Source organism: Candidatus Methylomirabilota bacterium (assembly GCA_035709005.1).
Taxonomy (GTDB): Bacteria; Methylomirabilota; Methylomirabilia; order Rokubacteriales; family CSP1-6; genus 40CM-4-69-5.
In genome coordinates, this window is sequence record DASTFB010000059.1 from 33,786 (window position 1) to 60,168 (window position 26,383).

Below are 26,383 nucleotides of genomic sequence, written 5' to 3' on the forward strand. Positions count from 1 at the left end.
GCCATGCTGACGCCGTGGGCCATCCTCACCGTCGCCCTCATCTACGTGCTGGGACTCTTCGCCATCGCTTATGTCGGCGACCGGCGGGCCCGGGCCGGACACCGCGTCATCGACAGCCCGGTCATCTACTCGCTGTCGCTCGCCGTCTACTGCACATCGTGGACGTTCTACGGCAGCGTCGGGCGGGCCGTGGCCTCCGGCGTGGGCTTCTTGCCCATCTACCTCGGGCCGACGTTGATGGCGGTCCTGTGGTGGTTCGTGCTGCGCAAGACGGTCCGGATCGCCAAGGCCAACAACATCACGTCGATCGCCGATTTCCTCGGCTCCCGGTACGGCCAGTCGGCGCTGCTGGGCGCGGTGGTCGCGGTGGTCACGGTCGTGGGCATCACCCCCTACATTGCGCTGCAGCTCAAGGCGATCGCCCAGACCTTCGAGGTCCTCCGCCAGTACCCGGCCGTACCGCTGAACCTGGTCGCCTCGGCCACCCGACCTTTCTACACCGACACCGCCTTCGGCACCGCCGTCATCCTGGCCGTCTTCAGCATCATGTTCGGCGCCCGTGACCTCGACTCCTCGCGCCGCCACGAGGGGTTGGTGGCCACCATCGCCTTCGAGTCGCTGGTCAAGCTCCTGGCCTTCCTGGCCGTCGGGATCTTCGTCACCTACGGGATATTCGGCGGATTCGTCGACATCTTCGACCGTATCGCCGGCGACCCGGAGTACGCCCGGTTCCTCGGGGGCGATCCGGCGTTCTCCTACGGCGACTGGGCGGCCCTGACCTGGCTGTCGATGATGGCCATCATGTTCCTGCCTCGACAGTTCCACATGGCAGTGATCGGAAACAGCCGGGAGGCGCACATCAAGACGGCCATGTGGATGTTTCCCACCTATCTGCTGCTGATCAACATCTTCGTCCTCCCCATCGCCTTCGGCGGCGTGCTGATCTTCCCCCAGGCGTCCGCCACCACCGCCGACTACTTCGTGCTGACCCTGCCCATGGCCCAGCACCAGCAGGGGCTGGCCCTGTTCGCCTTCATCGGTGGCATCTCGGCGGCCACCGGGATGGTCATCGTGGAGTCGATCGCGCTGTCCACGATGATCCTCAACAACCTGGTGGTGCCGTGGCTGGTCCGCCTGGGCATGACCCGGGACATCTCGGGGCTGCTGATCAACGTGAAGCGTCTGGCCATCGTGGTGACCATCGTCCTCGGCTATGCCTACTACCACTTGATCGGGGAGTCGTACACGCTGGTGAACATCGGGCTGATCTCGTTCGCCGCCGTCGCCCAATTCGCCCCCGCCTTCTTCGGGGGCCTCTACTGGCGGGGGGCGACCCGGCAGGGCGCGCTGGCCGGGCTATCGGCCGGGTTCCTCATCTGGTTCTACACACTGCTCCTGCCTTCGTTCGTCCGCTCCGGCTGGGTGCCGGAGAGCCTGGTGGTGGCGGGCCCCTTCGGCGTCGACTGGCTGCGCCCTGAGCAGCTCTTCGGCGTGGTCATGGGCTCGTGGTCCAACACCGTCTTCTGGTCCCTGGCCTTCAACGTGACCGCCTTCGCCCTAGTATCGCTCTATACCCGGCCGTCGGTGCTGGACATTGCCCAGGCCGACCGCTTCGTGGGCGCATTCGAGGAGCCGGCCTTGCGGCCGCCGGCCCCGGTGGCCGGCCACGCGCTGGCCGCCGAGGGGCTCGAAGAGCTGGTGGCCAAGTTCACCGGCCGCGACAAGGCTCAGGCCGCGTTCGCGGCGTTCTTCGAGGGCCGGGGGACGGGGGACCGGCAGCACCTCACCGAGGTCGACCGCCGCGAGCTGCTGGCCTTCGCCGAGCGCACGCTGTCGGGCGCTGTCGGGACCGCCTCGGCCCAGGCCATCATCGAGGGCGTCGGACAGGTGGCCACCGGGCGCTTCGAGGCGATCTTCGACGTCTTCGGCAAGGTGTCGCAGTCGCTGGAGCAGAGCCGGGAGGACTTGCAGCGGCGGGTGCGCGAGCTGTCGCTGCTCAACGAGGTGACCCGCCGCATCGCCTCCAGCCTCGACCCCCAGCGCATGATGGACGGCGTGGTCGACCTGTTGAGCCGGGAGTTCCAGTTCGACGTGCTGACCGTTCGCCTGCACGACGCCGACGGCCGGCTCCGGATCAAGAGCCATGCCGGGCTCCCGCCCAGTGCCGACCTCTCGCGGGGCGACCCGGTGTCGCGCGACACCTACTTCGGCGAATGCTTCGTCGACGCCCGGGTGATCGTGGTCGAGGACACCACGCTCATCCGCAAGCCCCTGGTCTTCCCGGGGCCGGAAGGCCCGGCGCCCCGATCCTTCGTCCATGCTCCCATCGCCATAGAAGAACGGCCGATCGGCGTCCTGTCGGCCTACTCCTCCACTGGCCACGTGTACTTCTCACCTGAATTCTTACAGTTCTTTCGCACCCTGGCCGCCCAGTTGGGGCTGGGCCTCCAGAACGCCCAGCTCTACCGGGAGCTGGGCGACCTCTCGCGGGCCCTGGAGGAGAAGGTCCACCAGCGGACGGCTGAGCTGGAAGAAGCCAACCGGCGGCTCACGGAGCTGGACCGGCTCAAGAGCGACTTCGTGTCCACGGTGTCCCACGAGCTACGCACGCCGCTGACGTCGATCCGGTCCCTGTCCGAAAGCCTGCTCGAGAGTCTCCGCGCCGGCGGCGACATCGCCCGCAGCCGTCAAGAGCAGTTCCTGGCCATCATCACCGAGGAGAGCCAGCGGCTGTCCCGGATGATTAACCAGCTCCTCGACCTCTCGCGCATCGAGGCGGGCAAGATGGAGTGGCGCCTGGAGCGGCTGGACCTCGGTGAGGTCGTGGCCCATTCCGTCGACACCCACCGGGCGCTCTTCGATATGAAGGGCATTGACATCGCCACCGACCATGTGGACGGCGCCGTTCCGGTGGTGGCCGACCGCGACAAGATCATCCAGGTTCTGACCAATCTCCTGTCCAACGCCGCCAAGTTCACCCCGGCCGGGGGGCGGGTCCGGATCCGGACGCTGCGGGCGGCGGCCGATGCCATCGTCGAGGTGGAGGACACCGGTCCCGGCATTCCACCGACGCAGATCGACACGATCTTCGAGCGGTTCCGTCAGGTCGGCGACACGCTGACCGCCAAGCCGGAAGGCGCCGGGCTCGGCCTCCCCATCAGCCGGGAAATCGTCCAGCACCACGGAGGGTCGCTCACCGTGCGGAGCGAATCGGGCCGGGGGAGCTGCTTTCGGATGAGCCTGCCCCTGGGCGCCTCCTGACGCCGCTCCCGACGTCGGCCTCAGTTGAGGATCTGCGTGAAGTAACGATCCTCGACCTTGCCCTGGAGGTGGTGGATCGCCCGAAAGGCATCCCGCAGGCGGCGCTGATCAGCGCGGCCGAGCGCGTAGGGATCGAGGAAGTTGTCGGGCTCCTGGCCGGCATCGAGCTGGGCCAGCTGGTGGCGCAGCCGCAGCCGAAAGATCGTTTCGTAGGCGGCGCGGATCTCGTCGGTCTCGCCCTCGGTGAAGCAGCGGCCGACGCGGGCGGCCGCCTCCAGGCGCTCGATGGTATTCGTCTCGTCGAGCCCGAGCTCGATCGCATACGCCCGGAGGGCGTTGTTGAGGAGGAGCATGCCCCCCAGCTTCACGTTGACCCCCCGGCGGCCGTTGGACCGCTGGCACTTGAATCGGCCGAAGAGCCCCAGGGGTGGTGCGTGAGACACCGCAATCTTGGCCAGATACCTCGGGAAGGACCGCCAGGTCGTGACCCGGGCGCGAACTTCGTCCCGGAGATCTCGGGCCAGGCGCGCCTCCCCGGCCACCGGCCGGAAGTCCAGATAGATCGAGGCGTACATGAGATGCTCCGGCGTGGTGTCGCGGGCCCAATCCTCGAAGTACCCGCGCCACACCGACAGCGGCTGGCACCACCGGGGGTTCGAGGCCATGGACCCGCCGCGGCAGCGCGGGTAGCCGAGCCGGACCAGCCCCTCGATGGCGCGCTCCGCGAAGGCCAGGAAGTAGCGCTGGGCCGCATTCCCCATCCCCGCCGGTGGGTCCTCGTAGACCAGCCCGTTGTCCTGATCGGTGCGCAGCGTTTGCTCCCGACGCCCCTCGCTGCCCAGGGCCAGCCAGCAGAACGCCACCGGAGGCGCGGCGAAGCCCTCGTCCCGCAGGCCCTCCTCAGCGAAACCGAGCGTGCGGCGGATGAGCTGGTCGTTGACTTCCGATACGATCCGGCCGATCTCGTATCCGCTCAAGCCCTGATCGACCAGTTGCCGCACCACCGCCGTTAGGTCGGGAACGCGGGTGGCCAAATCATCGAACGACGTGCTGGCCTGAATCGCCCGCACCAGCTCCAGGGGCTGCGTGGCCTCCACCCGCAGGAGATCGTCACTGGTCACGAGCCCCAGCAGGCGGCCGCCCTCGACGACGAGCAGGTGGTGGATGCCGTGACGGGCCATCTCCACGACCGCCTCGAGTACGAACGCCTCGGGCGAGACGCTTACCAGCGGCGTGGTCATGATGGCCATGACCGGCTCCGCCGGCGATCGGCCCACTGCCAGCACCCGCTCCCGCAGGTCCCGATCGGTGATGATGCCCCGGGGCTGGCCATCGGGGTCCAGGACGATGATCGACGTTCCGCCCTGCGCGGTCATGGCCCGACTGGCCGTGGCGATAGTGTCCGTCATCAGGCAGGTGATGAGCGGGCGCTTGAGCAGCGAGCGGATCTGAAGGCTGAGCGGGGAGGTCGCGTCGACCAGGCTGCGTTCGTCTCCTGGAGCGTTTGCGTTCTCGGCGAGTCAGTATAGTCGGAAACGACGGTGAGGCGGGAGCGAGCGGCGGGGCGGAGGTCCTCCTCCGCCCCGCCGGGCCGACGAGACTTCAGTTAGCCGAAGTACACGAACATGAAGATGAGCGCGAAGATGACCGTTCCGAAGGTCCAGATCTCGGGGAGTCCGATCTTCATGCCCTGCTCTCCTTGCCGGCCGGCTCGGCGTCGCTGCCGCCGGCCAGGGCCGGAGCTACCTCGTGCACCACGAGCTTGACGTCGCGTTCGGCACGCTGGATCTGGGCCTCACCCAAGAACGAGAGCCCGGCCTTGAAGCAGAGGCCCCACATCATGATGACGCCCAGCAGCCACCAGACGATCTGCCAGGCCCACAGCGGCGGGAAGCCGAGGAACGAGAACGCCGTGTTCCCCCACACCGCGAACGGCCCGATGGCGAAGAGGTACCAGACAGGGACGATCACCCACATCGCCTTCCGCCACGCCTTCTGCGACTCCGAGGCCCGGTCGATGTCGTTCAGCCAGGTCCGGATCTCGCGCTGCCGCTCGCGGATCTCGGGGGAGTCCGTGAAGATCTTGCTGAGGACGAGCGCCACGATCAGGCCGACCCCGAGGCCCCAGCCCGCCGAGTGGATCGTCCAGAGGTACCCGAAGGTCTGGGCCCAGGGGCTGATGTTGATGTCGGTGATGATGACCACCAAGATGCCGATGAGGAGGCCGGCGACGGCGCCCACGCCGCGAATGGGCCAGCCATAGACGACTCCCAGTAGCGCCACGTACATGAGCGTGCCGAAGGCGGTGGCTAGCCCGCCGAGCATGACGAGGGCGGCCGCCGAATAGATCGAGATGATCATGGCCACCGAGGCGATGACGACGGCGAAGACCCGGGCCATCCAGATCTGCTCGCCGTGGCCGGCGGTGGGCCGGATGTAGCGGAAGTACACGTCGCGAGCCAGGATGGTCGAGCCGGTGCCGATGTAGGGCGCCGCGGTCGACTGCATGGCGGCCAGGGCGCCGATGGTCACGAACGCCAGGAAGAAGCCGGGCAGGTAGTGCTCCATCAGCGCCGGCACCAGGTTGCGATCCGAGACGACCACCCCGAGGGCCTTGGACACCTCTTCGGCGACCACGCGGCCGCCCATACCCTGGATGGCCGTGAAGAAGAAGAGGGCGAAGCCCACGAAGAAGGTCGAGGCGATGGCCTGCTGCCAGGGGAAGGGGCGCGGGTTCTTGTTGGAGAAGGCCCACATGGTGAAGGCCGGCGAGGACTGGATCCCCATGAGCGAGAACATGTAGGTGAGGATCATCGCCCCGGTCCAGATCGTCTTGCCCGAGGTGAACTGGATCATCCCGGGTGATCCGGCCGTGGCTCCGGGGCCTCCCGGGATCTCGAGGTATTTCGGGTCGAGGGCGCTGATCTTCGGGGCCAGGACCGACCAGCCGCCGGTGGAATGCAGCACGAATGCGCCCAGTGTGATGATGCCGCTGATCAGGAGGATGCACTGCAGCGCGTCCACCCACGCGATCGACCGGATGCCGCCCGCCGCCACGTAGAACACCACGATGGACGCCAGCAGGACCGAGCCCCACACGATGGGGATCTGCTTACCGGTCACCAGGTGAAAGAGATTGCCAGAGGCGATGAGCTGGACGGCCGAGTAGAACGAGGAGTACAGGAAGGCCACGATGACCACCAGCCAGCGCATGAACTCCGAGCCGTAGTAGTAGGAGTACATGTCGCCCGGCGTGATGAAGCCGTAGCGCTTACCCAGGAGCCACTGCCGCTTGGCGAAGAAGGCCCCGGTGATCGGGATGGTCAGGACGTAGAAGGAGGCGAAGGCGTAGGAGAGCCCGTCACGCCAGATCAGGCCGGGGTGTCCGATGAAGGTCCATCCCGAGAAGGACGTGGCGGTCGCAGCCAGGATGAAGATCCACATCGGCAGGGCCCGCCCCGCAACCATATAGGCGCCCGCCGTTCTCGACTTGCGGGCGCCCTGGATCCCCCAGTAAATGCAGTAGATCCAGTACAGGATGACGAGGGTCCACACCCATGCGACTGGACTCATGCGCGGCTCCTTTCGCTGAGGCTCGCTGCGCGCTCCACCAGGGTCGTCCGCACGCCTGGCGTGAGGGCTTCGCCCGGCCGGGCAAGCCGGAGCGGAGGACGCTGCAAGCACCCGGTATGCCAGCTTGCTCTCTCGGCAGCCCGAAGATCTGTATGTGGCGATAAATCAGGGCCTTAGGGCCTCGTGCGACGGTTAGCGTGGCCAGGGCCGGATCTGGTAGCAGGACCATGGAGCGGCGCCTGCAGTTGTGTTCATGCGTGACTTTCTCGGGGATTAGATGACGGCCTCCTTACCAAGGCGCCATGGTGTTCAGGCCAGCGGACGATCTCCGGTGACCTCTAGGGGGCTTGCCGTCGCCGGTGTACCTTGTCAGGCGTGGCGGGATTCTTTCCGATGTTCGTGCGTCTGGCAGGGCGCATCGTCGTCGTCGTGGGCGGTGGCGATCTCGCCGTGCGGACGGTCGAGGCGTTGCTGGCCTGCGAAGCCGAGGTGCGCGTGATCAGTCCCCGGCTGTCGGCCGGCTTCTCACGGTTTCGAGGCGCGCCCAACCTCACCCTGATCAAGCGCGGGCTGCAGAACGGCGATCTGGAGGACGCGCTGCTGGCGTTGGCCGTGGACGACGACCCCTCGGTCAACCTGCACGCGGCCCGGCAGGGCCTGGAGTGGAACGTGCTGGTCAGCGTCGCCGACGAGCTGGCTCTCAGCGACTTCGTGGTTCCCTCGTTCGTGCACCGGGGCGGGCTCACCCTGGCCCTGCACGCCGGCACACCCAACACGGCGTTGGCCCGGCGCATCAGCGAGGATCTCGAACGAGCGCTGAGTCCTGAGTACGGCGACTTCATCGCCGCGCTGGACCGGGCGCGGGAGCGCCTGGGCCGGGAGGTCGCCGACCACGAGTTGCGGCGCTCTCTGTTCGAGCGGATCGTCCGTTCCGATTTGCTCGCCGTGATCAAGCGCGACGGTGCCGCCGCCGCCGACACCCACATCGCGGCCCTCCTCGGCGGCGCCGGGGTCGCCACGCCCGGCGACTGATCGCCCGCCGCAGCTCTTCCCCGGCCCCTTCCCTCCTGAGCCGCGCTCGGCAACAAGCGACGCCATCGGAAACGGCCGGCTTCCTCGTACAATACCGTCGGCGGCGGGCGGACGCGGTCGGCGGAAAGCCACGGCGGTCCTGGCGACGAGCGGGAGGGGCGATGGCGATGATGCTCGTGTTCTCGGTCTGTTTCGCGTTCTGGCTCGCGCTGTCGGGCTCCCTCGCGCCGCTGCCGCTCACGCTGGGCGTGGTCAGCTCGGCCGTCGTCGCCTGGGCGAATCGCGACCTCGAGCTGGTCAGCCGCGCCGTGCGGGTCTCGCCGCGCTTGGTCACGTACGTGCCGTGGCTGCTCAAGGAGATCGCGGTGGCCAACATCCAGGTCGCCCGCCTCGTCCTGGATCCCCGCCTGCCCATCGACCCGGTGATCGTTCGGTTCGACACGCGCTTGTCGACCGACCTGGCCCGTACGACGTTCGCCAACTCCATCACGCTGACGCCCGGCACCGTGACCCTCGACAGCGAAGGCTCGGAATTGGTGGTGCATGCGTTGACGCGGGGCATGGCCGATCTCGCCGGCGGGACGATGGAGCGCCGCATCGCCGCGGTGTTCGGCGAGGCGTGGCCGTGACGCCCCCCGGGCTGTTCCTGGGGATGGCGGTCACGCTCCTGGTGCTGGTGACCGCTTATCTCTATCGCCTGGCCGCCGGGCCCACCGTGTTCGATCGTCTGCTCGGGCTGAGCGGGTTCGGCACCAAGGCCACCCTGGTCTTTCTGCTGATCGGGGCCGTGTACGAGCGCTTCGAGATGTTCGTCGATGTCGGCCTCGCCTATGCGCTGCTCATGTTCATCGGGTCGCTGGCCGCCGCGCAGTACTTCGAGCACGGAGGCCCTCGTCGGTGATCGTCCTCCTCGTCCTCGTCCTGGGCGCGGCCCTCTTCTTTCACGCCGTGGCGGCCGTCGGCGTGCTCCGGATGCCGGATTTCTACACGCGCCTGCACGCGGTCTCCAAGGCCGAGACGCTGGGAGTCGTGTTCACCGCCACCGCGCTCGTCCTCTGGGTCGGCCCGAGCCTGCTGGCGCTGAAGATCGTGTTCGTCGCGGTGTTCCTGTTCCTGGCCAACCCGACGTCGACCCACGCCATCGGTCGCGCCGCGCTGCGGACCGGCGTGCGGCCGTGGGAACGGGCGCCGGCCCCGGGACCTCCAGACGAATGAGCGAGCTCCTCGTCGCCGTCTTGCTGCTCCTGCTGGTCCTCCTGGCCGTCATCGCCGTACGCGCCGCCGACCTGCTGCTGGCGGCCATCGCCCTGGGGGCGTACGGCTTCGTCCTGTCCCTCATGTGGGCGGCGATCGGTGCGGTCGACGTGGCCTTCACGGAGGCGGTGGTGGGCGCCGGCGCCACCACGGTTCTCTTCCTCGCGACCCTGCTGCGCACGTCCCGCCGGCGCTCGCCGGCGGCCAGCCCGGTGCGCTGGCTCGCGCTGGCCGTGGCGTTGGGCACCGGCGGGGTGCTCCTGGGCGTGACCCGAGGCCTGCCCATGTGGGGCGACCCAGCCTCGCCGCCCGCGCTCCACGTCTCGCCGCGGTACCTGGTCCGCACCCTGGAGGAGACGGGCACGCCGAACGCGGTCACGTCGGTGCTCGCCGACTATCGGGGCTACGACACGCTGGTCGAGACGACGGTGATCCTGACGGCGGGCCTCGGCTGCTGGCTGCTGCTCAGTCCAGGTCGAAAGTGACGGGACGGTGATCGAGCGTCACGCCAGTGTGGTCGTGCAGACCTTCGTCCGGGTGTTGACGCCGCTCGCTCAGCTGTTTGCCCTCTACGTTCTCACCTTCGGTCATTACAGCCCCGGCGGAGGATTCCAGGCCGGCGTCATCCTGGGCGCGTCGTACATCCTCCTGGCGCTCGCCCTCGGACGCGAGACGCTTGACCGCAAAGTGAACGAGCCGCTGTGCGTCGCGCTGGGCGCCGCCGGCGTCCTGCTGTACGTCTTGACCGGCGTGGCGGGCATGCTCGGTGGCGGCAACTTCCTCGACTACTCTCTGCTCCCCCTGCCCGTCACGCCGGTCCGGGCCCGCTACTTCGGCATCCTGTTCATCGAGAGCGGGGTGACGCTCGGCGTGGCGGCCACGCTGATCATCCTCTTCTGCCGACTGGGCGAGCGGCAGACCGGCCCATGAACTACCCCTACTGGGTGGCGCTCGGCCTGCTCATGCTCGGGCTGTACACGATGATCGCCCACCGGAACCTTCTCAAGAAGGCCGTGGGCATGACGATCTTCCAGACGGCGATCATCCTGTTCTTCCTCCTGCTGGCGGTCAAGCGCGAGGGCAGCCTGCCCATCGTCTCGCCGGGTCCCGTCGACCCGGCCGGGTTCATGAATCCGCTGCCGCACGCGCTCATGCTCACGGCGATCGTGGTCATGGTGGCCACCAGCGGCGTGGCTATGGCCATCCTGATCCGGCTGTACGCCCGGTACGGTTCCCTCGAGGAGGACGTCATCGCGGGGCGCGTCGCGAGCGACGATGCTGGCCCCGCCTGATGCGGGCCCAGCTTCCTGTCCTGCCCGTGCTCCTGCCGCTCCTCGGCGCGCTGCTTCAGCCGATCGTGGGACTGGCGACCCGGCGAGCCTCGTGGCCTCTGGCCGTCCTGACGGCCGCCGTCACCGCCGGGGCCGGCATCGCCGGGCTCCTCGACGTGTTGGCCCGCGGGCCCCGCCGATACTGGGTGGGAGGCTGGGCGCCACCCTGGGGGATCGAGATCGTGCTGGATCCACTCAGCGCGTTCACCGTCTGCGTGATCGCCGTGGTGGCGACGCTGACCCTGCTGGCGGGAGGGCCATCGGCCCGGGCGACGTTCGGCGGCGAGGAGCGCACCTACTACGCGCTGGCCCTGCTGCTGGTGACCGGTCTCCTGGGGATGGTCGTCAGCGGCGATCTGTTCAACATCTTCGTGTTCCTGGAAGTCGCCTCGATCTCCAGCTATGCCCTGGTCGCCAGTGGCGGCGGCCCGGCGCTGGCCGCGGCGTTCCGCTACGTCGTGATGGGCACCGTGGGCGCCTCGTTCTATCTGCTGGGCGTGGGCTGCCTGTATGCGCTGACCGGCACTCTCAACATCGCCGACCTTATCGTTCGTCTCCCGACGGCCACGGACTCCCCCCTCTTCACCGGTGGCATCGCATTCATGGTGGTCGGGCTCGCCATCAAGATGGGCCTCTTTCCCCTCCACAGTTGGCTGCCCGACGCCTACACGTGGGCCCCGGCTCCGGTGACCGCCGTGATGGCTCCGATCGCGACGAAGGCCGCGGCCTACGTGCTGGCGCGCGTCCTCCTCTATGTCCTCAAGCCGGAGAGCCTCCCCGTGGGCGCGACCCTCGCGTGGGCCGGTGCGGTGGCCATCTTGGCCGGCGGCGCCCTGGCCGCCCGGGAGCCCGACGCCCGTCGGCTGCTCGCGTACTCCAGCGTCAGCCAGATGGGGTACATCGCCCTGGGCTTCGGCCTCGGCGTGCAGCAGGCGCTGGCCGGGGCGTATCTGCACATCCTGGCCCACGCCCTCATGAAGGCGGCACTCTTCGTCGCGCTCGCCGCGGCCGTCCTCGACGGGCGCGGGCCCACGCTGACCGCGTTGCGTCTCGGCCAGCGCATGCCGGTGACCGGCGCCTGCGCCGTGATCGCGGCGCTCTCGATGGTGGGCGTGCCCCCGGTGGCGGGGTTCTTCTCCAAGTGGTACCTGCTCCAGGGCGCGGTGGCGGCCGGCCAGCCGGTTCTGGCCGGGGCGATCCTGACCGGGAGCCTCCTGGCGGCGGTCTACATGTATCGGCTGACCGAGGCGGTGTGGTTCGGCCCGCCGCGAGCCGCGGGCGGGCCGCCGGAGGCGCCGACGCCCTTGCTCGTGGGGCTGGTGGCTCTGACCGTCGCGACCGTCGTCGTCGGGCTTGGCAACGCCGAGCTGTTCATGGACGTCCTCGAGCCGGCCGCTGCGGGGGCCGCCAGGTGAGCCAGGCCTCGGCGCTCCCCGGGCTGGCGCTGGCCCCGTCGGCGCTGGCCGTCGTCCTCATCCTCCTGTCGCGCCGCCGCCCGGTGGTGCGGGAAACCTGGAGCATTCTGGCCGCGATCACGCAGACGGTGGTCCTGGCGGCGATGATCCCCTCCGCGCTCGGCGGGACAGAGCTCGTCTGGTCTCCGATCGCCCTGGCCGAAGGGGTTCCGCTGGTCCTGCGCGCCGACCCGCTGGGCGTCTTCTTCGGGACGCTGGCCTCGGCCCTCTGGGTGCTCACCACGGTCTATTCGATCGGCTACACGCGCGCGCTCCGCGAGCACGCGCAGACCCGGTACTTCGCGTCGTTCGCCCTGAGCCTCTTCGCCACGATCGGTGTGGCGCTGGCCGGGAATCTCGTGACGTTCTTCGGCTTCTTCGAGATCCTCACCGTGGCGACCTACCCGCTCGTCATCCACAAAGAAACGCCCGAAGCGGCGCGGGCCGGCCGGGTCTATCTCGCCTACACGCTGACCGCCGGGGCCGCGCTCCTGGGCGCCGTGGCCGGGATCCAGGTGCTGGCGGGCCGGACCGAGTTCCAGGCCGGCGGTATCCTGGGCGGCCTGAGCGTCACCCCCGCGGCGCTCTGGGGTCTCCTCCTGCTCTGCGTCGTGGGGTGCGGCGTGAAGGCGGCCCTCGTGCCGCTCCACACGTGGTTGCCGCTGGCGATGATCGCGCCCACGCCGGTCAGTGCGCTGCTCCATGCCGTCGCGGTGGTCAAAGCCGGTGTCTTCGGCCTGGCCCGCGTCACCGGCTTCGTGTTCGGCCCGGAGCTGCTCGGTGAGATGGGCGCCGACCACGCGCTGGCCGCGGTGGCGCTGGCTACGATCCTGCTCGGCTCGCTGGCCGCGCTGAGACAGGACAACCTCAAGCGCCTGCTCGCCTTCTCGACCGTCAGCCAGCTGTCCTACATCGTCCTCGGCGTGACCCTGGGGGTGCCCGAGGCGTTCGCGGGCGGCGTGCTCCACATCGCGAGCCACGGCCTGCTCAAGATCACGCTGTTCTTCTGTGCGGGAGCGCTCTACGTGGCGGCGGGCGCGGAGCGGGTGAGCGAGCTGGATGGAATCGGCCGCCGCATGCCCTTCACGATGGCGGCCTTCGCGCTGGCCGCCTTCCTGCTGGCCGGCCTGCCGCCCGGCCTGGCCTTCGCGAGCAAGTGGCACCTGCTCGCCGGCGCCGTCGGGGCGCACGCCTGGCTCGCAGTGGCGACGCTCTCCGCGAGCACGGTGCTGAACATCGCGTACTTCGCGCCGATCGTGATCCGCGCCTTTCGACCGGGGCGCGAGGGGCCGATCCAGGAGGCTCCTCTGCCACTGCTGGTGCCGCTCCTGGTGACGGCGGCCGGGGGGCTGCTGCTAGGAGTCGACCCGGATGCCGGCGCGCGGCTCTGGTCGCTGGCCCAGGCGGTGGCCGTCAGCGTCGGGGGGGTGCGATGAGGCGGCCGGTGGGCGTCCTGGTCGCGATCGCGATCGTCCTGTTCGGGCTGGAGCTGGCGCTGCCTTCGAGTGGCCACTGGCCGCCGGGGGCCTCGGCCGCGTTCGGGCTCATGGGGTGCGTCGTGATCGTGGCCGTGGCCAAGCTGCTGGGCGGCCTCGGCCTCCAGCGCGTGGAGCCGGCGGATGACTGAGTGGATGCACCCCGCCTGGCCGTTCCTGATCGGCGCGGTGCTGGCCGGGCTGGCGCCGGGCGCCGCCCGGCGCATCGTCGTGCTCGTCGCCCCGGCGGTCGGCGTAACCCTGGCCTGGCTGCTACCCCAGGGGGCACAGCTGCAGGCGACGGTGATGGGGCACGATCTCCTCTGGCTGCGCGCGGACGCGCTGGCCCGGCCGTTCACGATCATCTTCGCCCTCTTGGGGGGGCTCGGCCTGCTCTACGGCTGGTCGGGGTCGCGGCGGCTGCACACGGCAGGATTGACCGCGACCGGCGCGGCGCTCGGCATCGCCCTGGCGGGCGACTGGGTGACGTTCTACCTGGCCTGGGAGACGCTCGCCGTGGCGTCGTTCGTGTTGATCAAGGACGGGGCGTCACCCCGAGCGTCGGCAGCCGCGTACCGCTACCTGCTGATGCACATCCTCGGGGGCGCCTGTCTGCTCGCGGGCGTCAGCGTGCACCTGGGCGGGGGCGGTGGCGGGCTGGTGGCCGGGCCGGTGGCCGGGAGCGCCTGGGCTCTGATTCTCGTGGCGTTCGCGATCAATGCGGCAACACCGCCCCTGCATGCCTGGCTGACCGACGCTTACCCGGAGAGCTCGCCCGCCGGCGCGGTTCTGCTCTCGGCCTTTGCCACCAAGGCCGCGGTCTATGCGCTGGCGCGGGTGTTCCCCGGCGTCGAGGCCCTGGTGTGGGTCGGCGCGATGATGACGCTCTACGGCGTGGTCTTCGCCGTGCTCGAGAACGACATTCGACGGCTCCTCGGCTACCACATCGTCAGCCAGGTCGGCTACATGGTCACCGGGGTCGGTCTGGGCACGTCGCTGGCAATCAGCGGGACCGTGGCGCACGCCTTCTCGCACATCCTGTACAAGGGACTGCTCTTCATGGCCACGGGGGCCGTGGTCCAGGCGACGGGGCGTCGCCGCCTGACCGATCTGGGCGGGCTCGCCGCAGCGATGCCCGCGACGCTGGCCCTGTACATGATCGGCGCGCTGTCGATTTCCGGCGCGCCGCTGCTCAACGGGTTCATCAGCAAGTCGCTGGTCGTGGCGGCGGCCGAGGCAAGTCACCGCGACGTGGTCGCGGCGCTCCTGACGCTGGCCTCGGTGGGGACGTTCCTCAGCGTCGGCCTCAAGCTGCCATTCTTCACCTTCGGTGGGGCGTCGTCCGGCGCGACGCCGAGCCCCGTGCCGAAGGCGGCATTGCTGGCGATGGGGCTGACCGCGGCGCTGTGTTTCCTGAGTGGCGTCGCTCCCCAGATGCTGTACCGCCTGTTGCCGTTTGCCGTCGCGTACAGGCCTTACACCACGGATCACGTCCTCGGAGCCGTTCAGCTTCTCGTGGGAACGGCACTCGGCTTCACGCTCCTGCTGCGTCTGCTGAAGGGCAAGCCAACCGTCACCCTGGATGCCGACCGCGCCTACCGGGCGCTCGGGCGGCTGGTCGCCGGCCTCGGGCAACGCGTAGCCCGGGCGGCTGATGCGCTGGAAGAGTGGGCAATCGCGGGGGTTACACGGCCGTTACACCTGCCGCGTGTTCGAGCGCTGGCGTCGATGAGCTACGATGCCCTGCTCGCCGTGCTGCTTCTCGGCGCCGGCATCGTGGTGCTGGGCCTGTTTCGCTGAGCTAGAGCCGGGGGAGCAGCGCTTCGACCAGGGAGGCTGGGGGCTTGAAGTCCAGGGCCTGCGAAGCGAGCAGCCCGCCGCCGACCAGCGCCGCGATCGCCAGCACCTTGAGCAGCCGCCAGCGGCCGCGATGCTCCTCCGGCATGACCACGCGGGGCGGCGCGCTCAGCTGCGCCAGCATCGTTTCCTGCGCGCGCTGCTGAGCGATTCGCACCCGGCGCCGTTCCTCCTGAGTGAGCCGGTTCACCCTCTCCACCTCCGTGCTCACGCGGTCTTGCCCGAAGCTGATGCAAAGACCTCGCCGAAGTGGTGAGCACCTTGTAGTGGGTCGAAGAACACCGGTAGGACGCGAGCTTGGCCACACGACTGAGGGGGAGGACCCGCCGTCCGCCGCCCTGACCTGCAAGGTCCGCCGGAAACCTTGTCAAAATGTCCCGGCGCGGGACACGCTACTCGACGACCTTGAGGATGTGAATCGCCGCTGCGACAACCTCGTCGCGCTGGTTCGTGCAGGTGACGCGAGCAAAGGCCTTCATCGCCGGCTCGTCTCGCTCGACGATCTCGTAGGTGACGGTGATCGTGTCGCCGATGAGAGCCGCAGCAGGAAAGCGGATCTTCTCGAACCCATAGGAAACGATCGTGCCGGGCAGTCCCTCGCAGATCGCAGTCGACGCTCGGGACATATAGCCGACCAACAGCGCCCCGTGAGCGATGCGGCGGCCGTATCGGGTGTTGCGCATGAACTCCTCGTCGACGTGGTTCGGCGAGAAGTCGCCGGTGATCCCGGCGAAGAGGTACACGTCCGACTCGCTGATCGTCTTGCGCACCGCGACCTTCCGGCCCACGGTGAGCGCCGCGAACGTCTTGTTCATCGGGATGTCCTGTTCAGAAGTTCCAGCCGTCCAGTCGGGCCGAGTTATCGGGCACGACCAGCAGAGGCAGATCCTCGTCGCCCAGAATGCCATGAGCGACCAGGGCGGCGCCGCCGTCGTGACGGCGGGCCTCGAGACGCGTGAGGCTCGGCATCTCGGGCAGGCGGCGCGCCAGGTGGCGAGCGCTTGCCGGCAGCCAAACGGCGCCGGCGGGCGTCCACAGCGGGAATTTCCCCCGGACCGGATCGAGAGGGCCGGCCACCGCCGGCACCTGGGTCCACAGCCTGGACCGGCTCCGGCGTGGCCGGGGTTCCGCCTGGCCGCTGGCGACATCCCAACCGGTCAGGGCCGCCGCCGTCACGGCCGGGGCCGCCGCGCGCCGGCGCCCGGCCGACCAGGTCAGTGACAGGGCGAGCGAGCGACCACGGCAGACGACCTCGTGCGGTGTGTACGGCGGCAGGTAGAGCAGCGTTCCCGGTCCGAGGTGGCGAGTCCACCAGCCCGGATGTGCTGATCGCTCCCGCTCGCTGTCGAGGTCCGCCGGGGTTTCGGGTCGCACCGCGGGCCCGACCGTCGCCGTGCGCCGGCCCTCGAGCTGCACCCAGAAGCCGTGGACGTTGCCGTCGTGATGCAGGCCCATCCCCGGGCGGTCCCGCCCCTCGACCAGAAAGAGAAACGAGCACTCCTGGCGGAACGGGCCGAGACACGTGGCCCGCAGCGCCACCATGAGGCGCATCACGCGCGGCAGCACCTGGTGGACCTGCGGCAGGTACACGGTCGCCCCCGCGGCCGTCGCGCGAGCGACCTGCCGCGGGGTGGGGGCGCGGCGGCAGCGGCGGGCGGTCACGAGGTGCACGGGGAGGCCGGCGGCGGTGAGCCGGCGGACGCGCTCGAATCCCGGCGTCAAGGTCCGCCAGGCTCCATCCCGCGGGGCCAGCAACGTGGGCCAGCGCCCCAGGCGGCTGCGCCGAAATCTGGTCATGGCCCGCTGATCGGGGAACCAGGTCGCCAGTGGCGAGATCACCGGGAGGGAACGGCAGCCGGCTGCGCCTGGCGGCGAGCCGTCCACACCCCCCTGGTGCCGTCGGCACCGGCCAGCTCGCCGCTCGCGTGGTCGCCGTCGATGCGGGCGACGAGGGTCAAGCGCTCTCCCGAGACCGTGATGCGAGCGCCCTCGACCTGTCCGGTGATGAAGATCTGGTTGCCGTCGAGATGCAGCGTGCCGACCACCTGCTGGAAGCGCTGGGCCAGGTCGAGGACCGCCGGCCGCTCGATGCCACGCCCGCGCAGGGTCCCGGCCCAGCGGCCGACGACGTCGGCCGGAACCGTCCACAGGTAGATGGTGTGCACGCGATCCGGGCCCTGGACCCGCTCGACCCGATCGGGCACCCACTGGCCCATGCGGAAGTCGTGCGAGACGACCCGGCTGCCAGGCGCCAGCTCGTGCACCAGCTTGGGCTGGAGCCGGAGGTTGACGTCCTCGCGTAAGTAGAGGGCCACGACGGTGGCCTCCCCCAGGTCGGTGGCGAAGAGGTCCTGCCAGAGAAAGCGCGCGCGGTCGGCCACGCCGGCGTTCACCGCGCGCTCGCGGCTCGTCTGCACAAGGTCGGCGTCCAGCTCGACGCCGACGGCGCGCGCGCCGAACTCGCGCGCCGCCGCGATGACGAGACGCCCGTCACCGCTGCCCAGATCGTAGACCACGTCGTCGCGGCCGACCCCGGCGATCCTGAGCATCTCGACACCGACTCCCTCGGGAGTGGCCACGTAGGGCAGGGCGGGAGCGTGAAAGCCGGGCTGGGTGCTCTGGCAGCCGGCCAGGGTGACGAGCCCGGCCAGGCCCCACGCGACCCACCTCCGCCCGCGGCGAAGCGCCACGCCCCGAGCCCGCCCGAGCGCTAGAACCGGCGGCGGCCCGTGAGCTGGCGCTTGCGCAGGCGCAAGGACTTCGGCGTCACCTCGAGCAGCTCGTCCTCGCGGATCCACTCCAGACTCTGCTCGAGGTTCATGACCCGAGGCGGGGTGAGCTTGATGCCCTCTTCACCGGTGGAGGAGCGCATGTTGGTGAGCTTCTTCTCCTTGGTGATGTTGACGTCGAGGTCGTTGTCGCGCGCGTGCTCGCCGACGATCATGCCCTCGTAGCCGGCCTCGCCCGGGCCCACGAACATGACTCCGCGCGCCTGCAGGTGATCGATGGCGTAGGCGGTGGTGCGTCCGGGGCGATCGGCGACCAGGGCGCCGCTCTGGCGGTGGGCGATGTCGCCCTGCCAGACGTCCCAGCCGTCGAAGAGGTGGTTGAGGAGCCCGGTGCCCCGGGTGTCGGTGAGAAACTCCGAGCGATAGCCGATGAGGCCCCGCGCCGGGATGCGGTACTCGAGGCGGACCCGGCCGGTGCCGTGGTTGACCATCTTGACCATGGCGGCCCGCCGGGGGCCGATCTTCTGGGTCACCGCCCCGATGAACTCTTCGGGGATGTCGATGACCAGGTGCTCCATGGGCTCGTGGACCTGCCCCGCCTCCGTCCGGGTGATGATGGTGGGCTTGCCCACCTCCAGCTCGTAGCCCTCGCGCCGCATCATCTCGATCAGGATGGCCAGCTGCAGCTCGCCGCGGCCGGAGACCCGGAAGGTGTCGGGGGAATCGGTTTCCTCGACCCGGATGCCCACGTTCACCCGCCGCTCCTTGAAGAGCCGCTCCCGCAGCTGGGTGGAGGTGACGAAGCGACCCTCTCGACCGGCGAAGGGCGAGGTGTTGGACGAGAAGAGCATCGAGACCGTCGGCTCGTCGATACGGATGAGGGGCAGCGCCTCCGGGCGCTCGACGTCGGCGATGGTCTCCCCGATCTCGATGGCCTCGACCCCGGCGATGGCCACCAGGTCGCCGGCGCTGGCCTCCGGGATCTCCACCCGCTTGAGCCCCTCGTAGCCGTAGAGCACCGTGATCTTGGCCGGCTCGACGCCGCCATCGCGGTGGACCACGGCCACCCGGTCGCCCTGGCGGGCGCGGCCGTTCACCAGGCGGCCGATGACGAGCCGCCCGACGTAGTCGTCCCAGTCGAGCATGGCCACCCGCAGCTGCAGCCCCCGGGCCGGGTCCACGCGCGGCGCGGGCACCGTGGCGAGGATCGCCTCGAACAGCGGCTCCAGCGAGCGCCCGGGCTCGGCCGGATCTGCGGTGGCGGTGCCGGCCCGGGCGTTGGTGTAGAGCACCGGAAAGTCGAGCTGGCCCTCGGTGGCGTCGAGGTCGATGAAGAGATCGTAGATCTCGTCGAGGACCTCCGCCGGCCGGGCGTCGCTGCGGTCGATCTTGTTGACGACCACGATGGGCGGCAGCCCGGCCTCCAGGGCCTTGGTCAGCACGAAGCGGGTCTGGGGCAGGGGGCCCTCCGCGGCGTCCACCAGCAGCAGCACCCCGTCGACCAGCGTGAGCGTCCGCTCGACCTCCGAGCCGAAGTCGGCGTGGCCCGGGGTGTCGACGATGTTGATGTGGACACCACGATAGGTGATGGCCGTGTTCTTGGCCATGATGGTGATGCCCTTCTCGCGCTCCAGGTCGATGGAATCGAGGATGCGCTCGGGCACCGACTCGTTGGCGCGGAAGAGCCCCGACTGCCACAGCATGGCGTCGACCAGCGTGGTCTTGCCGTGGTCGACGTGGGCGATGATCGCGATGTTTCGAATGTCGTCGCGTCGCTGCATCCCGATCATGCTACCACGCGACGCCATGTATAATGACGCTCACCTCGCGCGCCCGGAGGTCGTCGCATGCCTCGAGTCCTGTGGCTGATCGTCGCCTGGCTCGCCTTGCCGCTGACGGTGTGGGCCCAGCCCACGAAGTCGCCGACAGCCGTGATCACGCTGGAGCGCGGCGGCCAGATCACGCTGGAGCTCTGGCCGGCGGACGCGCCGAACCACGTGAAGAACTTCCTGGACCTGGCGGCCAAGCGCTTCTACGACGGCCAGCGGGTGCATCGGGTGGAACCGGGGTTCGTGGTGCAGTTCGGTGATCCGCAGTCCAAGACGCTGCCCCTGAACGATCCGCGGATGGGAAGCGGCGGGCCCGGCTACACCATCAAGGCCGAGTTCAACAAGCGGCCGTTCGACCGCGGCGTGCTGGGCATGGCCCGCACCGACGACCCGGACTCGGCCGGGAGCCAGGTCTACCTCATGCTGGCCCCGGCGCCCTTCCTGAACGGCAAGTACACCGCGTTCGGACGCGTGGTGACAGGCATGGAGATCGTGGACACGATCAAGGTCGGCGAGCGCATCAAGAGCATCGCCGTCGGCGATCGGTGAGGTGCGAGCCGCAGGACGTCGCGGGCTGGGGCCCCGCCGTCCGAGGCGAGGCTACAAATGAGGTGCGAGCCGCAGGACGTCGCGGGGCTGGGGCCCCGCCGTCCGAGGTGAGGCTACAAATGAGGAGGAGCCGGTGAAGCAGACCGCCGTCATCACGCTGGAGAGCGGGGGCGAGATCCGCCTGGAGTTCTTTCCCGAGGACGCGCCCCGCACCGTGGAAAACTTCGTGACGCTGACGAAGAACGGCTTCTACAACGGCCTCGCCTTCCACCGGGTGGTGCCCGCCTTCGTCGTCCAGGGCGGCGACCCCAAGGGCGACGGCACGGGCGGGCCCGGCTACACCATCAAGGCGGAGTTCAACAAGCGCAAGCACGAGCGGGGGGCGGTGGCCATGGCGCGCAGCCAGCACCCCGACTCCGCCGGCAGTCAGTTCTACATCACCTACGGCGCCCAGCCGCACCTCGACGGCAACTACACCGTCTTCGGACGGGTCACCTCGGGCATGGAGCACGTGGATCGCATCAAGCAGGGCGACCGAATGGCCTCCGTGGTCATCGTCGAGGAATAGCCCGTGGCCTGGTCGCTCCTGATCCGCGGCGGCGAGGTCGTGGACGGAACGGGAGCGCCGCGGCGGCGGGCCGACGTCGCCGTCGAGGCCGATCGGATCGCCGCGGTGGGCCCCGACCTCGCCGGCGAGGCCCGCCGGGTGATCGACGCCGGGGGGCACGTGGTGGCCCCGGGGTTCATCGACATCCACTCGCATTCCGACCTCTTCTACCTGGCCTGCCCGGCCGCCGAGTCGAAGGTCCGTCAGGGCTGCACCACCGAGGTCGTCGGCATGTGCTCGTTCTCGCCGGCCCCGGTGCCGGCCGCCGGGCGGGATCGGCTGCGGGTCTGGGCCGCGGGCATCGGGGCCCGACTGGACATCGACTGGACGACGTTCGGCGAGTATCTCGACGCCCTGCGGGCGGCCCGGGTCGGCATCAACGTCGTTCCCTTCGTCGGCCACGGCGCGCTCCGCCTGGCCGCCGTCGGCGCCGAGAACCGGGCGCCGGCGGCGGGCGAGATGGAGGCCATGCGGCGCATGCTGCACGAGGCGCTCGATGCCGGCGCGTTCGGATTCTCCACGGGGCTGGTGTACCCGCCGAGCGCCTATGCGGCGACGGAGGAGCTGATCGACCTCGCCCGCGCGATGGCGCGGCGCCGCGGGCTCTATTTCTCGCACATCCGCGGTGAGGCGGCGATGGTCGAGGACTCGATCCACGAGGCCATCCGGATCGGCGAGGAGGCCGGGGTCGGCGTCCAGATCGCTCACGTGAAGGTCACGGGCCGTGAGAACTGGGCGATGATCGACCGGGTGCTCGCCCTGATCGATCGGGCGCGTGCCCGCGGCGTCGACGTCAGCGGCGATGCCTACCCGTATCACGCCGGCTCCACTCGCATGGACAACCTGCTGCCGGCCTGGGTGCACGACGGCGGGGCCGCCCGCCTGCTCGAGCGCATCGCCGATAGAGCCACGCGCCGGCGCATCGTGGAGGAATCCCTGGTCGGCGGCGAGCGCTGGCGCACGCAGTCCATGGGAGCGGTGGGCTTCGACGAGGTGCGTATCGCCTCCTGCAGTCAGAAAGACCTGGAAGGGTTGTCGCTGGCCGACCTGGCCGGTAAGCGAGGGGTGTCGCCCCCCGAGGCCATGATGGATCTGCTGGTCGAGGAACGGGCGACGGTCTCGATGGTGGTCTTCTCGCAGAGCCCGGACAACGTCGCCAAAGTCCTGGCGCACCCGGCCATCATGGTCGGCTCCGACTCCCTGGGGCTGACGAGCGGGCCGGGGCCGCACCCCGGCAAGCCGCATCCCCGGATGTACGGGACGTTCCCCCGGGTGCTGGGTCGCTACGCGCGGGACGACCGGGTGCTGTCGCTCGAGGCCGCCGTGCAGAAGATGACCGGGATGCCGGCGGCCCGGCTGAGCCTCCACGACCGTGGACTGGTGCGTCCGGGCCAGGCCGCCGACCTGGCGATCTTCGACCCGGTCACCGTCAGGGACGAGGCGACGTTCGAGGACCCGCACCGACACCCGACGGGCATTCCGTACGTGATCATCAACGGAGCGGTCGTGGTCGACCGGGGCACCTTCACCCCGGCCGCCGGCCGGATTCTCCAGCCCCAACGCTGACCCGCCGCCGATGGTGATTCCAACGGGGCATGGGCGTGGCAAACCCCGGGGCCCATGCCCAGTGAAGGAGAACAATATGCCGAGCGCTCAGATCTTCATCAACGGTCAGTGGCAGCCACCCGCGTCCGGCGAGACCTACTCGCCCATCAACCCGGCGACGGAGGAGCCGATCACCCCCGTCGCCAGGGGCGACGAGCGCGACGTCGAGGCGGCGGCGGCCGCCGCCCGCAAAGCCTTCGACGAGGGGCCGTGGCCGCGCATGAGCCCTCACGAGCGGGGCCGGATCGTGTGGAAGCTCGGCGATCTCATCCAGGCCAACCTGGACGAGATGGCGCGTCTGGAGAGCCAGTGCACCGGCAAGACGCTGTTCGACTCGGGCAAGGTCGAGATCCCGTTCGCCGCCGAGGTCTTCCGCTACTACGCGGGCTGGGCCACCAAGATCCACGGCGAGACGCTGCAGCTCCGGGACAACGCCTTCACCTTCACCCTGCGGCAGCCGGTCGGCGTGGTCGGGGCGATCGTGCCGTGGAACTTCCCCTTCCTGCTCTCGTCCTGGAAGATCGCCCCCGCGCTGGCCGCCGGCAACACCGTCGTGCTCAAGCCGGCCTCCCAGACGCCGCTCACCGCGCTCAAGTTCGCCGAGCTGTGTCAGCAGGCCGGCCTGCCCGAGGGCGTGCTCAACGTGGTGACCGGCCCCGGAGGCAAGGCGGGAATGGCCCTGGTGAAGGATCCCCGGGTGGACAAGATCGCCTTCACCGGCTCGACCGAGGTGGGCAAGCAGATCATGCGCGAGGCGGCGGGTACGCTCAAGCGCCTGAGCCTGGAGCTCGGCGGCAAGTCGCCCAACATCGTGTTCGCCGACGCCGACATGGAGGCGGCGCTCCGGGGCGCCATGACCGGCATCTTCTACAACAAGGGCGAGGTCTGCGCGGCCGGGTCCCGGCTCTTCCTCGAGGAGCGCGTGCACGACGAGTTCATGGCCAAGCTCACCGAGCGGGTCAAGGGCCTCAAGGTCGGCGATCCCATGGACAAGGCGACCCGTATGGGTCCCGTCGTGTCCAAACAGCAGATGGAGACCGTGCTCTCCTACATCGAGGCGGGCAAGCGCGACGGCGCCCGGCTGGTTGCCGGAGGCTCCCGGATCGGCACCCGGGGCTACTTCGTGGAGCCGACCATCTTCGACGGCGTGACCAACCGGATGAAGATCGCGCGCGAGGAGATCTTCGGCCCCGTGCTGTCGGTGATCCCCTTCAAGTCCGTGGAGGAAGGGCTGGCCGAGGGGAACAACACCAGCTACGGGCTGGCCGCGGCGGTGTGGACGCGAGACGTCGCCAAGGCCTTGAAGGCGGCCCGGGCCATCCGGGCCGGCACCGTCTGGGTCAACGCCTACAACCTCTTCGACGCCGCGCTGCCGTTCGGCGGCTTCAAGGAGTCGGGCTTCGGCCGCGAGATGGGCTCGGCCGGCCTCGAGCACTACACCGAGGTCAAGAGCGTGTGGGTCGATCTGTCCTGACGCATGGCCCGAGGGGGACTCGCGCGCGTCCCCAGCGCATCCAGCCGAAGCTCAAGGTCTGGGTGGTGTTCGGCTCTCGAGTGAAGTTCGGCGATGGGCGGGCGCGGCTGCTCGAGCTGGTCGATGAGCTGGGCTCGCTGCGGCGGGCGGTGGGCCGGGTCGGCATGTCCTACCGCGCCGCCTGGGGGTATTTTCGCGAGCTGGAGCGCGCCTCCGGTGTGAAGGTGCTCGAGCAGATTCCCGGCGCCGGCCCCCGCGCCGGGACCCGCCTCACGGCCGAGGGGCGCGCTCTCGTCGCGCGCTTCCGCCGTTTTCAGGCCGGCATCGATACCAGCGCCCGCCGCGGCTTCGCGCGGATCTTCAGCGACCGCTGAGCGGCTGCCGGACGCCGGAGCCAGGGCTCAGGACCGCCCGGGCTCAATAGAAGAACACGCAGGGTCTTCCCCAGCTCAAGCCCTTGGCAAGCCGGATCCCTCGCAGCATCTCGGACCCTCCGTGTTGACCGCGGTGGCTGGGAAGCAGGGACCGACCCTGCCGCTCGTCGCGAAGTTTGACAGTCGTGGACAGGGCTTCGACCGCCCCGTGGCGCCCGGGCGGGAGGTCGGCACGGAGATAGCTCGACGCCAACCGACTGGCAAGGCCGCCCTGACCGTCCCCCGCGCCCTTGATTATGCTTGCGGAAGCATATATAGAGAGGGCACTCGTATCGGACGCGTCTCAGGACCGACAACCGTTGACGAAGAGGTGCTGAATGAGACGAGTGGGCATACTCATCCTGGCGGCGTGGGTGGGGTTGGCCATCTCGAGCTACGGCGCGGCGCAGTCGAACACCGTCATTCTCTCCACCACCACCAGCACGCAGGACTCGGGGTTGCTCGACGTGCTGGTGCCGATGTTCGAGAAGAAGACGGGCCTGAGCGTCAAGGCGATCTCCGTGGGGACGGGCCAGGCTCTGGCGCTGGCCGCGCGGGGAGAGGCCGACGTGACCCTGGCCCACGCGCCCTCGCTCGAGAAGAAGTACGTGGCCGAGGGCAAGATGCGCAACCGCCGCCTCGTCATGTACAACGACTTCGTCCTGATCGGGCCCGCGGCCGATCCGGCCAAGGTCAAGGGGGAGCAGAGGGCGCTGGCCGCCTTGAAGAAGATCGCCGCCGCCGGCGCTCGCTTCGTCTCACGAGGCGACAAGTCGGGCACCCACAACCTGGAGCTCAACCTCTGGAAGCAGGCGGGGGTGAAGCCGGGCGCGCCCTGGTACGTCGAGTCCGGCCAGGGCATGGGCGCCACCCTGGGCATCGCCGACGATCGTCAGGCCTACACGCTCACGGACCGGGCCACGCTGCTGGCCTTCAGCAAGCGCGTGAAGCTCATCACGCTGCTGGACGGCGATCGTCCGCTTCTCAACATCTACTCGGTCATGGAGGTCAACCCGGCCAACGGCCCCCGCGTCAACGAACAGGGGGGCAAGGCGTTCGCCGACTTCATGCTGGCGCCGGAGACCCAGGCCGTCATCGAGACCTTCGGCGTCGACAAGTACGGCCAGCCGCTCTTCGTTCCCATCGCCGGCAAGAAGGACGAGGACCTCTAGGCGGTGGACCTTCTCGTCGAGGGGACCCGGCGCGCCATCGCGCTCCTGCTCGGCGCCGATCCCGAGATCTGGGCGATCCTGTGGCTGTCGCTCCAGGTCTCGGCCACCGCCACCGGCCTGGCCCTGGTCATCGGCATTCCCGTGGGTGTGGTGCTGGCCCTCGCGCGGTTCCCGGGGCGGATGCTCCTGGTCAGCGGGGTCAATGCGGGGATGGGGCTGCCCCCGGTGGTGGTGGGACTCTTCGTCACGATCCTGCTCTGGCGCGCCGGGCCTCTGGGCGAGCTGGAGGTGCTCTACACGCCCGCGGCCATCGTCATCGCCCAGGCGGCGATCGCCTCGCCCATCGTCACCGGCATCACGCTGGCCGCGGTCCAGAACATCCCCGAGATGTTCCGACTCCAGCTCCTCGGGCTGGGCGCCTCTCGGCGCCAGATGGTGTGGGTGGTGCTGCGCGAGGCGCGCCTGCCCATGCTGGCCGCCGTCATGGCGGGCTTCGGGGGGATCATCTCGGAGATCGGCGCCTCCATGATGGTGGGCGGCAACATCAAGGGCCACACGCGAACGCTGACCACGGCGATGGTGCTGGAGACCGGTAAGGGCAACTTCGATATCGCCATCGCGCTGTCGATCCTGCTGCTGACGCTGGTCTTCCTGGCCAGCTGGGCGCTGACCTCCATCCAGCAGCGTCGCGCGTTGTGATCGCCACGGCCAGGCCCCTCGCGTCGCCCGATTACGGGGGCTGGCGGCGGACGTACCGCAGACGTTAGG

At 69.6% G+C, this 26,383-nt stretch carries 26 protein-coding genes; 19 read left to right on the top strand and 7 right to left on the bottom strand.

Going from position 1 to position 26,383, the window contains the following annotated elements:
* The first annotated feature begins 3 nt into the window (after window positions 1–3).
* The gene (locus VFR64_09175) at window positions 4–3,261 is read left to right on the top strand and encodes an ATP-binding protein (GenBank protein HET9489907.1); all 3,258 of its coding nucleotides are present in this window, start codon (window positions 4–6) and stop codon (window positions 3,259–3,261) included.
* A gap of 20 nt (window positions 3,262–3,281) precedes the next feature.
* Here the strand turns inward: VFR64_09175 and VFR64_09180 are convergent, their stop codons facing one another.
* On the bottom strand, window positions 3,282–4,742 hold the full coding sequence (locus tag VFR64_09180; protein HET9489908.1) for a DUF294 nucleotidyltransferase-like domain-containing protein: 1,461 nt from the start codon (window positions 4,740–4,742) through the stop codon (window positions 3,282–3,284).
* Between the two features lie 202 nt (window positions 4,743–4,944).
* Entirely contained in the window at window positions 4,945–6,834 is a 1,890-nt protein-coding gene (locus VFR64_09185; GenBank protein ID HET9489909.1) for a sodium:solute symporter, read from the bottom strand.
* 393 nt (window positions 6,835–7,227) lie between these two features.
* Between VFR64_09185 and VFR64_09190 the strand changes: the two genes are divergently transcribed.
* The 11 genes from VFR64_09190 to VFR64_09240 all read left to right on the top strand — a co-directional run bounded on the left by VFR64_09190 (window position 7,228) and on the right by VFR64_09240 (window position 15,180).
* Window positions 7,228–7,866 (top strand): NAD(P)-dependent oxidoreductase, encoded by a 639-nt coding sequence (locus VFR64_09190; protein ID HET9489910.1) that lies wholly within the window; start codon window positions 7,228–7,230, stop codon window positions 7,864–7,866.
* Between the two features lie 161 nt (window positions 7,867–8,027).
* Window positions 8,028–8,495 (top strand): Na+/H+ antiporter subunit E, encoded by a 468-nt coding sequence (locus VFR64_09195; protein ID HET9489911.1) that lies wholly within the window; start codon window positions 8,028–8,030, stop codon window positions 8,493–8,495.
* A complete protein-coding gene (locus VFR64_09200; GenBank protein HET9489912.1) occupies window positions 8,492–8,767 on the top strand; it encodes a monovalent cation/H+ antiporter complex subunit F in 276 nt (91 codons plus the stop codon). Before VFR64_09195 ends, VFR64_09200 begins: the two co-directional genes overlap by 4 nt.
* Window positions 8,764–9,081 (top strand): monovalent cation/H(+) antiporter subunit G, encoded by a 318-nt coding sequence (gene mnhG / locus VFR64_09205; protein ID HET9489913.1) that lies wholly within the window; start codon window positions 8,764–8,766, stop codon window positions 9,079–9,081. The genes VFR64_09200 and mnhG overlap by 4 nt, the downstream gene beginning before the upstream one ends.
* Window positions 9,078–9,605, top strand: a complete 528-nt coding sequence (locus VFR64_09210) for a DUF4040 domain-containing protein (protein ID HET9489914.1) — start codon at window positions 9,078–9,080, stop codon at window positions 9,603–9,605. The genes mnhG and VFR64_09210 overlap by 4 nt, the downstream gene beginning before the upstream one ends.
* A 7-nt stretch (window positions 9,606–9,612) precedes the next feature.
* Complete coding sequence (locus tag VFR64_09215) at window positions 9,613–10,050, top strand: MnhB domain-containing protein (protein ID HET9489915.1); 438 nt, start codon at window positions 9,613–9,615, stop codon at window positions 10,048–10,050.
* Complete coding sequence (locus tag VFR64_09220) at window positions 10,047–10,412, top strand: cation:proton antiporter subunit C (protein ID HET9489916.1); 366 nt, start codon at window positions 10,047–10,049, stop codon at window positions 10,410–10,412. The genes VFR64_09215 and VFR64_09220 overlap by 4 nt, the downstream gene beginning before the upstream one ends.
* On the top strand, window positions 10,412–11,866 hold the full coding sequence (locus tag VFR64_09225) for a proton-conducting transporter membrane subunit (GenBank protein ID HET9489917.1): 1,455 nt from the start codon (window positions 10,412–10,414) through the stop codon (window positions 11,864–11,866). The genes VFR64_09220 and VFR64_09225 overlap by 1 nt, the downstream gene beginning before the upstream one ends.
* Window positions 11,863–13,341, top strand: a complete 1,479-nt coding sequence (locus VFR64_09230) for a proton-conducting transporter membrane subunit (GenBank protein ID HET9489918.1) — start codon at window positions 11,863–11,865, stop codon at window positions 13,339–13,341. Before VFR64_09225 ends, VFR64_09230 begins: the two co-directional genes overlap by 4 nt.
* Window positions 13,342–13,349: 8 nt before the next feature.
* Window positions 13,350–13,532, top strand: a complete 183-nt coding sequence (locus VFR64_09235) for a hypothetical protein (protein HET9489919.1) — start codon at window positions 13,350–13,352, stop codon at window positions 13,530–13,532.
* Entirely contained in the window at window positions 13,525–15,180 is a 1,656-nt protein-coding gene (locus tag VFR64_09240) for a Na(+)/H(+) antiporter subunit D (GenBank protein HET9489920.1), read from the top strand. Before VFR64_09235 ends, VFR64_09240 begins: the two co-directional genes overlap by 8 nt.
* A gap of 1 nt (window position 15,181) precedes the next feature.
* Here VFR64_09240 and VFR64_09245 read toward each other — a convergent pair whose 3' ends face one another.
* The 5 genes from VFR64_09245 to typA form a co-directional block, all read right to left on the bottom strand.
* Window positions 15,182–15,427: a hypothetical protein gene (locus tag VFR64_09245; protein HET9489921.1), complete on the bottom strand. Its 246-nt coding sequence runs from the start codon at window positions 15,425–15,427 to the stop codon at window positions 15,182–15,184.
* Window positions 15,428–15,629: 202 nt separating this feature from the next.
* Window positions 15,630–16,052 carry a MaoC family dehydratase gene (locus VFR64_09250; protein ID HET9489922.1) on the bottom strand — a complete coding sequence of 141 codons (423 nt, stop codon included), beginning with the start codon at window positions 16,050–16,052 and terminating at the stop codon, window positions 15,630–15,632.
* Between the two features lie 13 nt (window positions 16,053–16,065).
* Window positions 16,066–17,034 (bottom strand): cupin domain-containing protein, encoded by a 969-nt coding sequence (locus VFR64_09255; GenBank protein ID HET9489923.1) that lies wholly within the window; start codon window positions 17,032–17,034, stop codon window positions 16,066–16,068.
* Between the two features lie 38 nt (window positions 17,035–17,072).
* Window positions 17,073–17,927: a class I SAM-dependent methyltransferase gene (locus VFR64_09260; GenBank protein HET9489924.1), complete on the bottom strand. Its 855-nt coding sequence runs from the start codon at window positions 17,925–17,927 to the stop codon at window positions 17,073–17,075.
* A 20-nt stretch (window positions 17,928–17,947) separates the two neighbouring features.
* Complete coding sequence (typA, locus tag VFR64_09265) at window positions 17,948–19,747, bottom strand: translational GTPase TypA (protein ID HET9489925.1); 1,800 nt, start codon at window positions 19,745–19,747, stop codon at window positions 17,948–17,950.
* A 66-nt stretch (window positions 19,748–19,813) separates the two neighbouring features.
* Here typA and VFR64_09270 point away from each other — a divergent pair, with 66 nt between their 5' ends.
* The 7 genes from VFR64_09270 to VFR64_09300 all read left to right on the top strand — a co-directional run bounded on the left by VFR64_09270 (window position 19,814) and on the right by VFR64_09300 (window position 26,314).
* Window positions 19,814–20,344 (top strand): peptidylprolyl isomerase, encoded by a 531-nt coding sequence (locus tag VFR64_09270; protein HET9489926.1) that lies wholly within the window; start codon window positions 19,814–19,816, stop codon window positions 20,342–20,344.
* Between the two features lie 133 nt (window positions 20,345–20,477).
* Entirely contained in the window at window positions 20,478–20,912 is a 435-nt protein-coding gene (locus VFR64_09275) for a peptidylprolyl isomerase (protein ID HET9489927.1), read from the top strand.
* Between the two features lie 3 nt (window positions 20,913–20,915).
* Window positions 20,916–22,517, top strand: coding sequence for a D-aminoacylase (locus VFR64_09280; GenBank protein HET9489928.1), 1,602 nt, complete (start codon window positions 20,916–20,918; stop codon window positions 22,515–22,517).
* A 76-nt stretch (window positions 22,518–22,593) separates the two neighbouring features.
* Window positions 22,594–24,030: an aldehyde dehydrogenase family protein gene (locus VFR64_09285; protein ID HET9489929.1), complete on the top strand. Its 1,437-nt coding sequence runs from the start codon at window positions 22,594–22,596 to the stop codon at window positions 24,028–24,030.
* Window positions 24,031–24,095: 65 nt separating this feature from the next.
* Complete coding sequence (locus VFR64_09290) at window positions 24,096–24,404, top strand: LysR family transcriptional regulator (protein HET9489930.1); 309 nt, start codon at window positions 24,096–24,098, stop codon at window positions 24,402–24,404.
* 377 nt (window positions 24,405–24,781) lie between these two features.
* Window positions 24,782–25,615 carry a substrate-binding domain-containing protein gene (locus tag VFR64_09295; protein HET9489931.1) on the top strand — a complete coding sequence of 278 codons (834 nt, stop codon included), beginning with the start codon at window positions 24,782–24,784 and terminating at the stop codon, window positions 25,613–25,615.
* A 3-nt stretch (window positions 25,616–25,618) separates the two neighbouring features.
* Window positions 25,619–26,314 carry an ABC transporter permease gene (locus VFR64_09300; protein HET9489932.1) on the top strand — a complete coding sequence of 232 codons (696 nt, stop codon included), beginning with the start codon at window positions 25,619–25,621 and terminating at the stop codon, window positions 26,312–26,314.
* The last annotated feature ends 69 nt before the right edge of the window (window positions 26,315–26,383 follow it).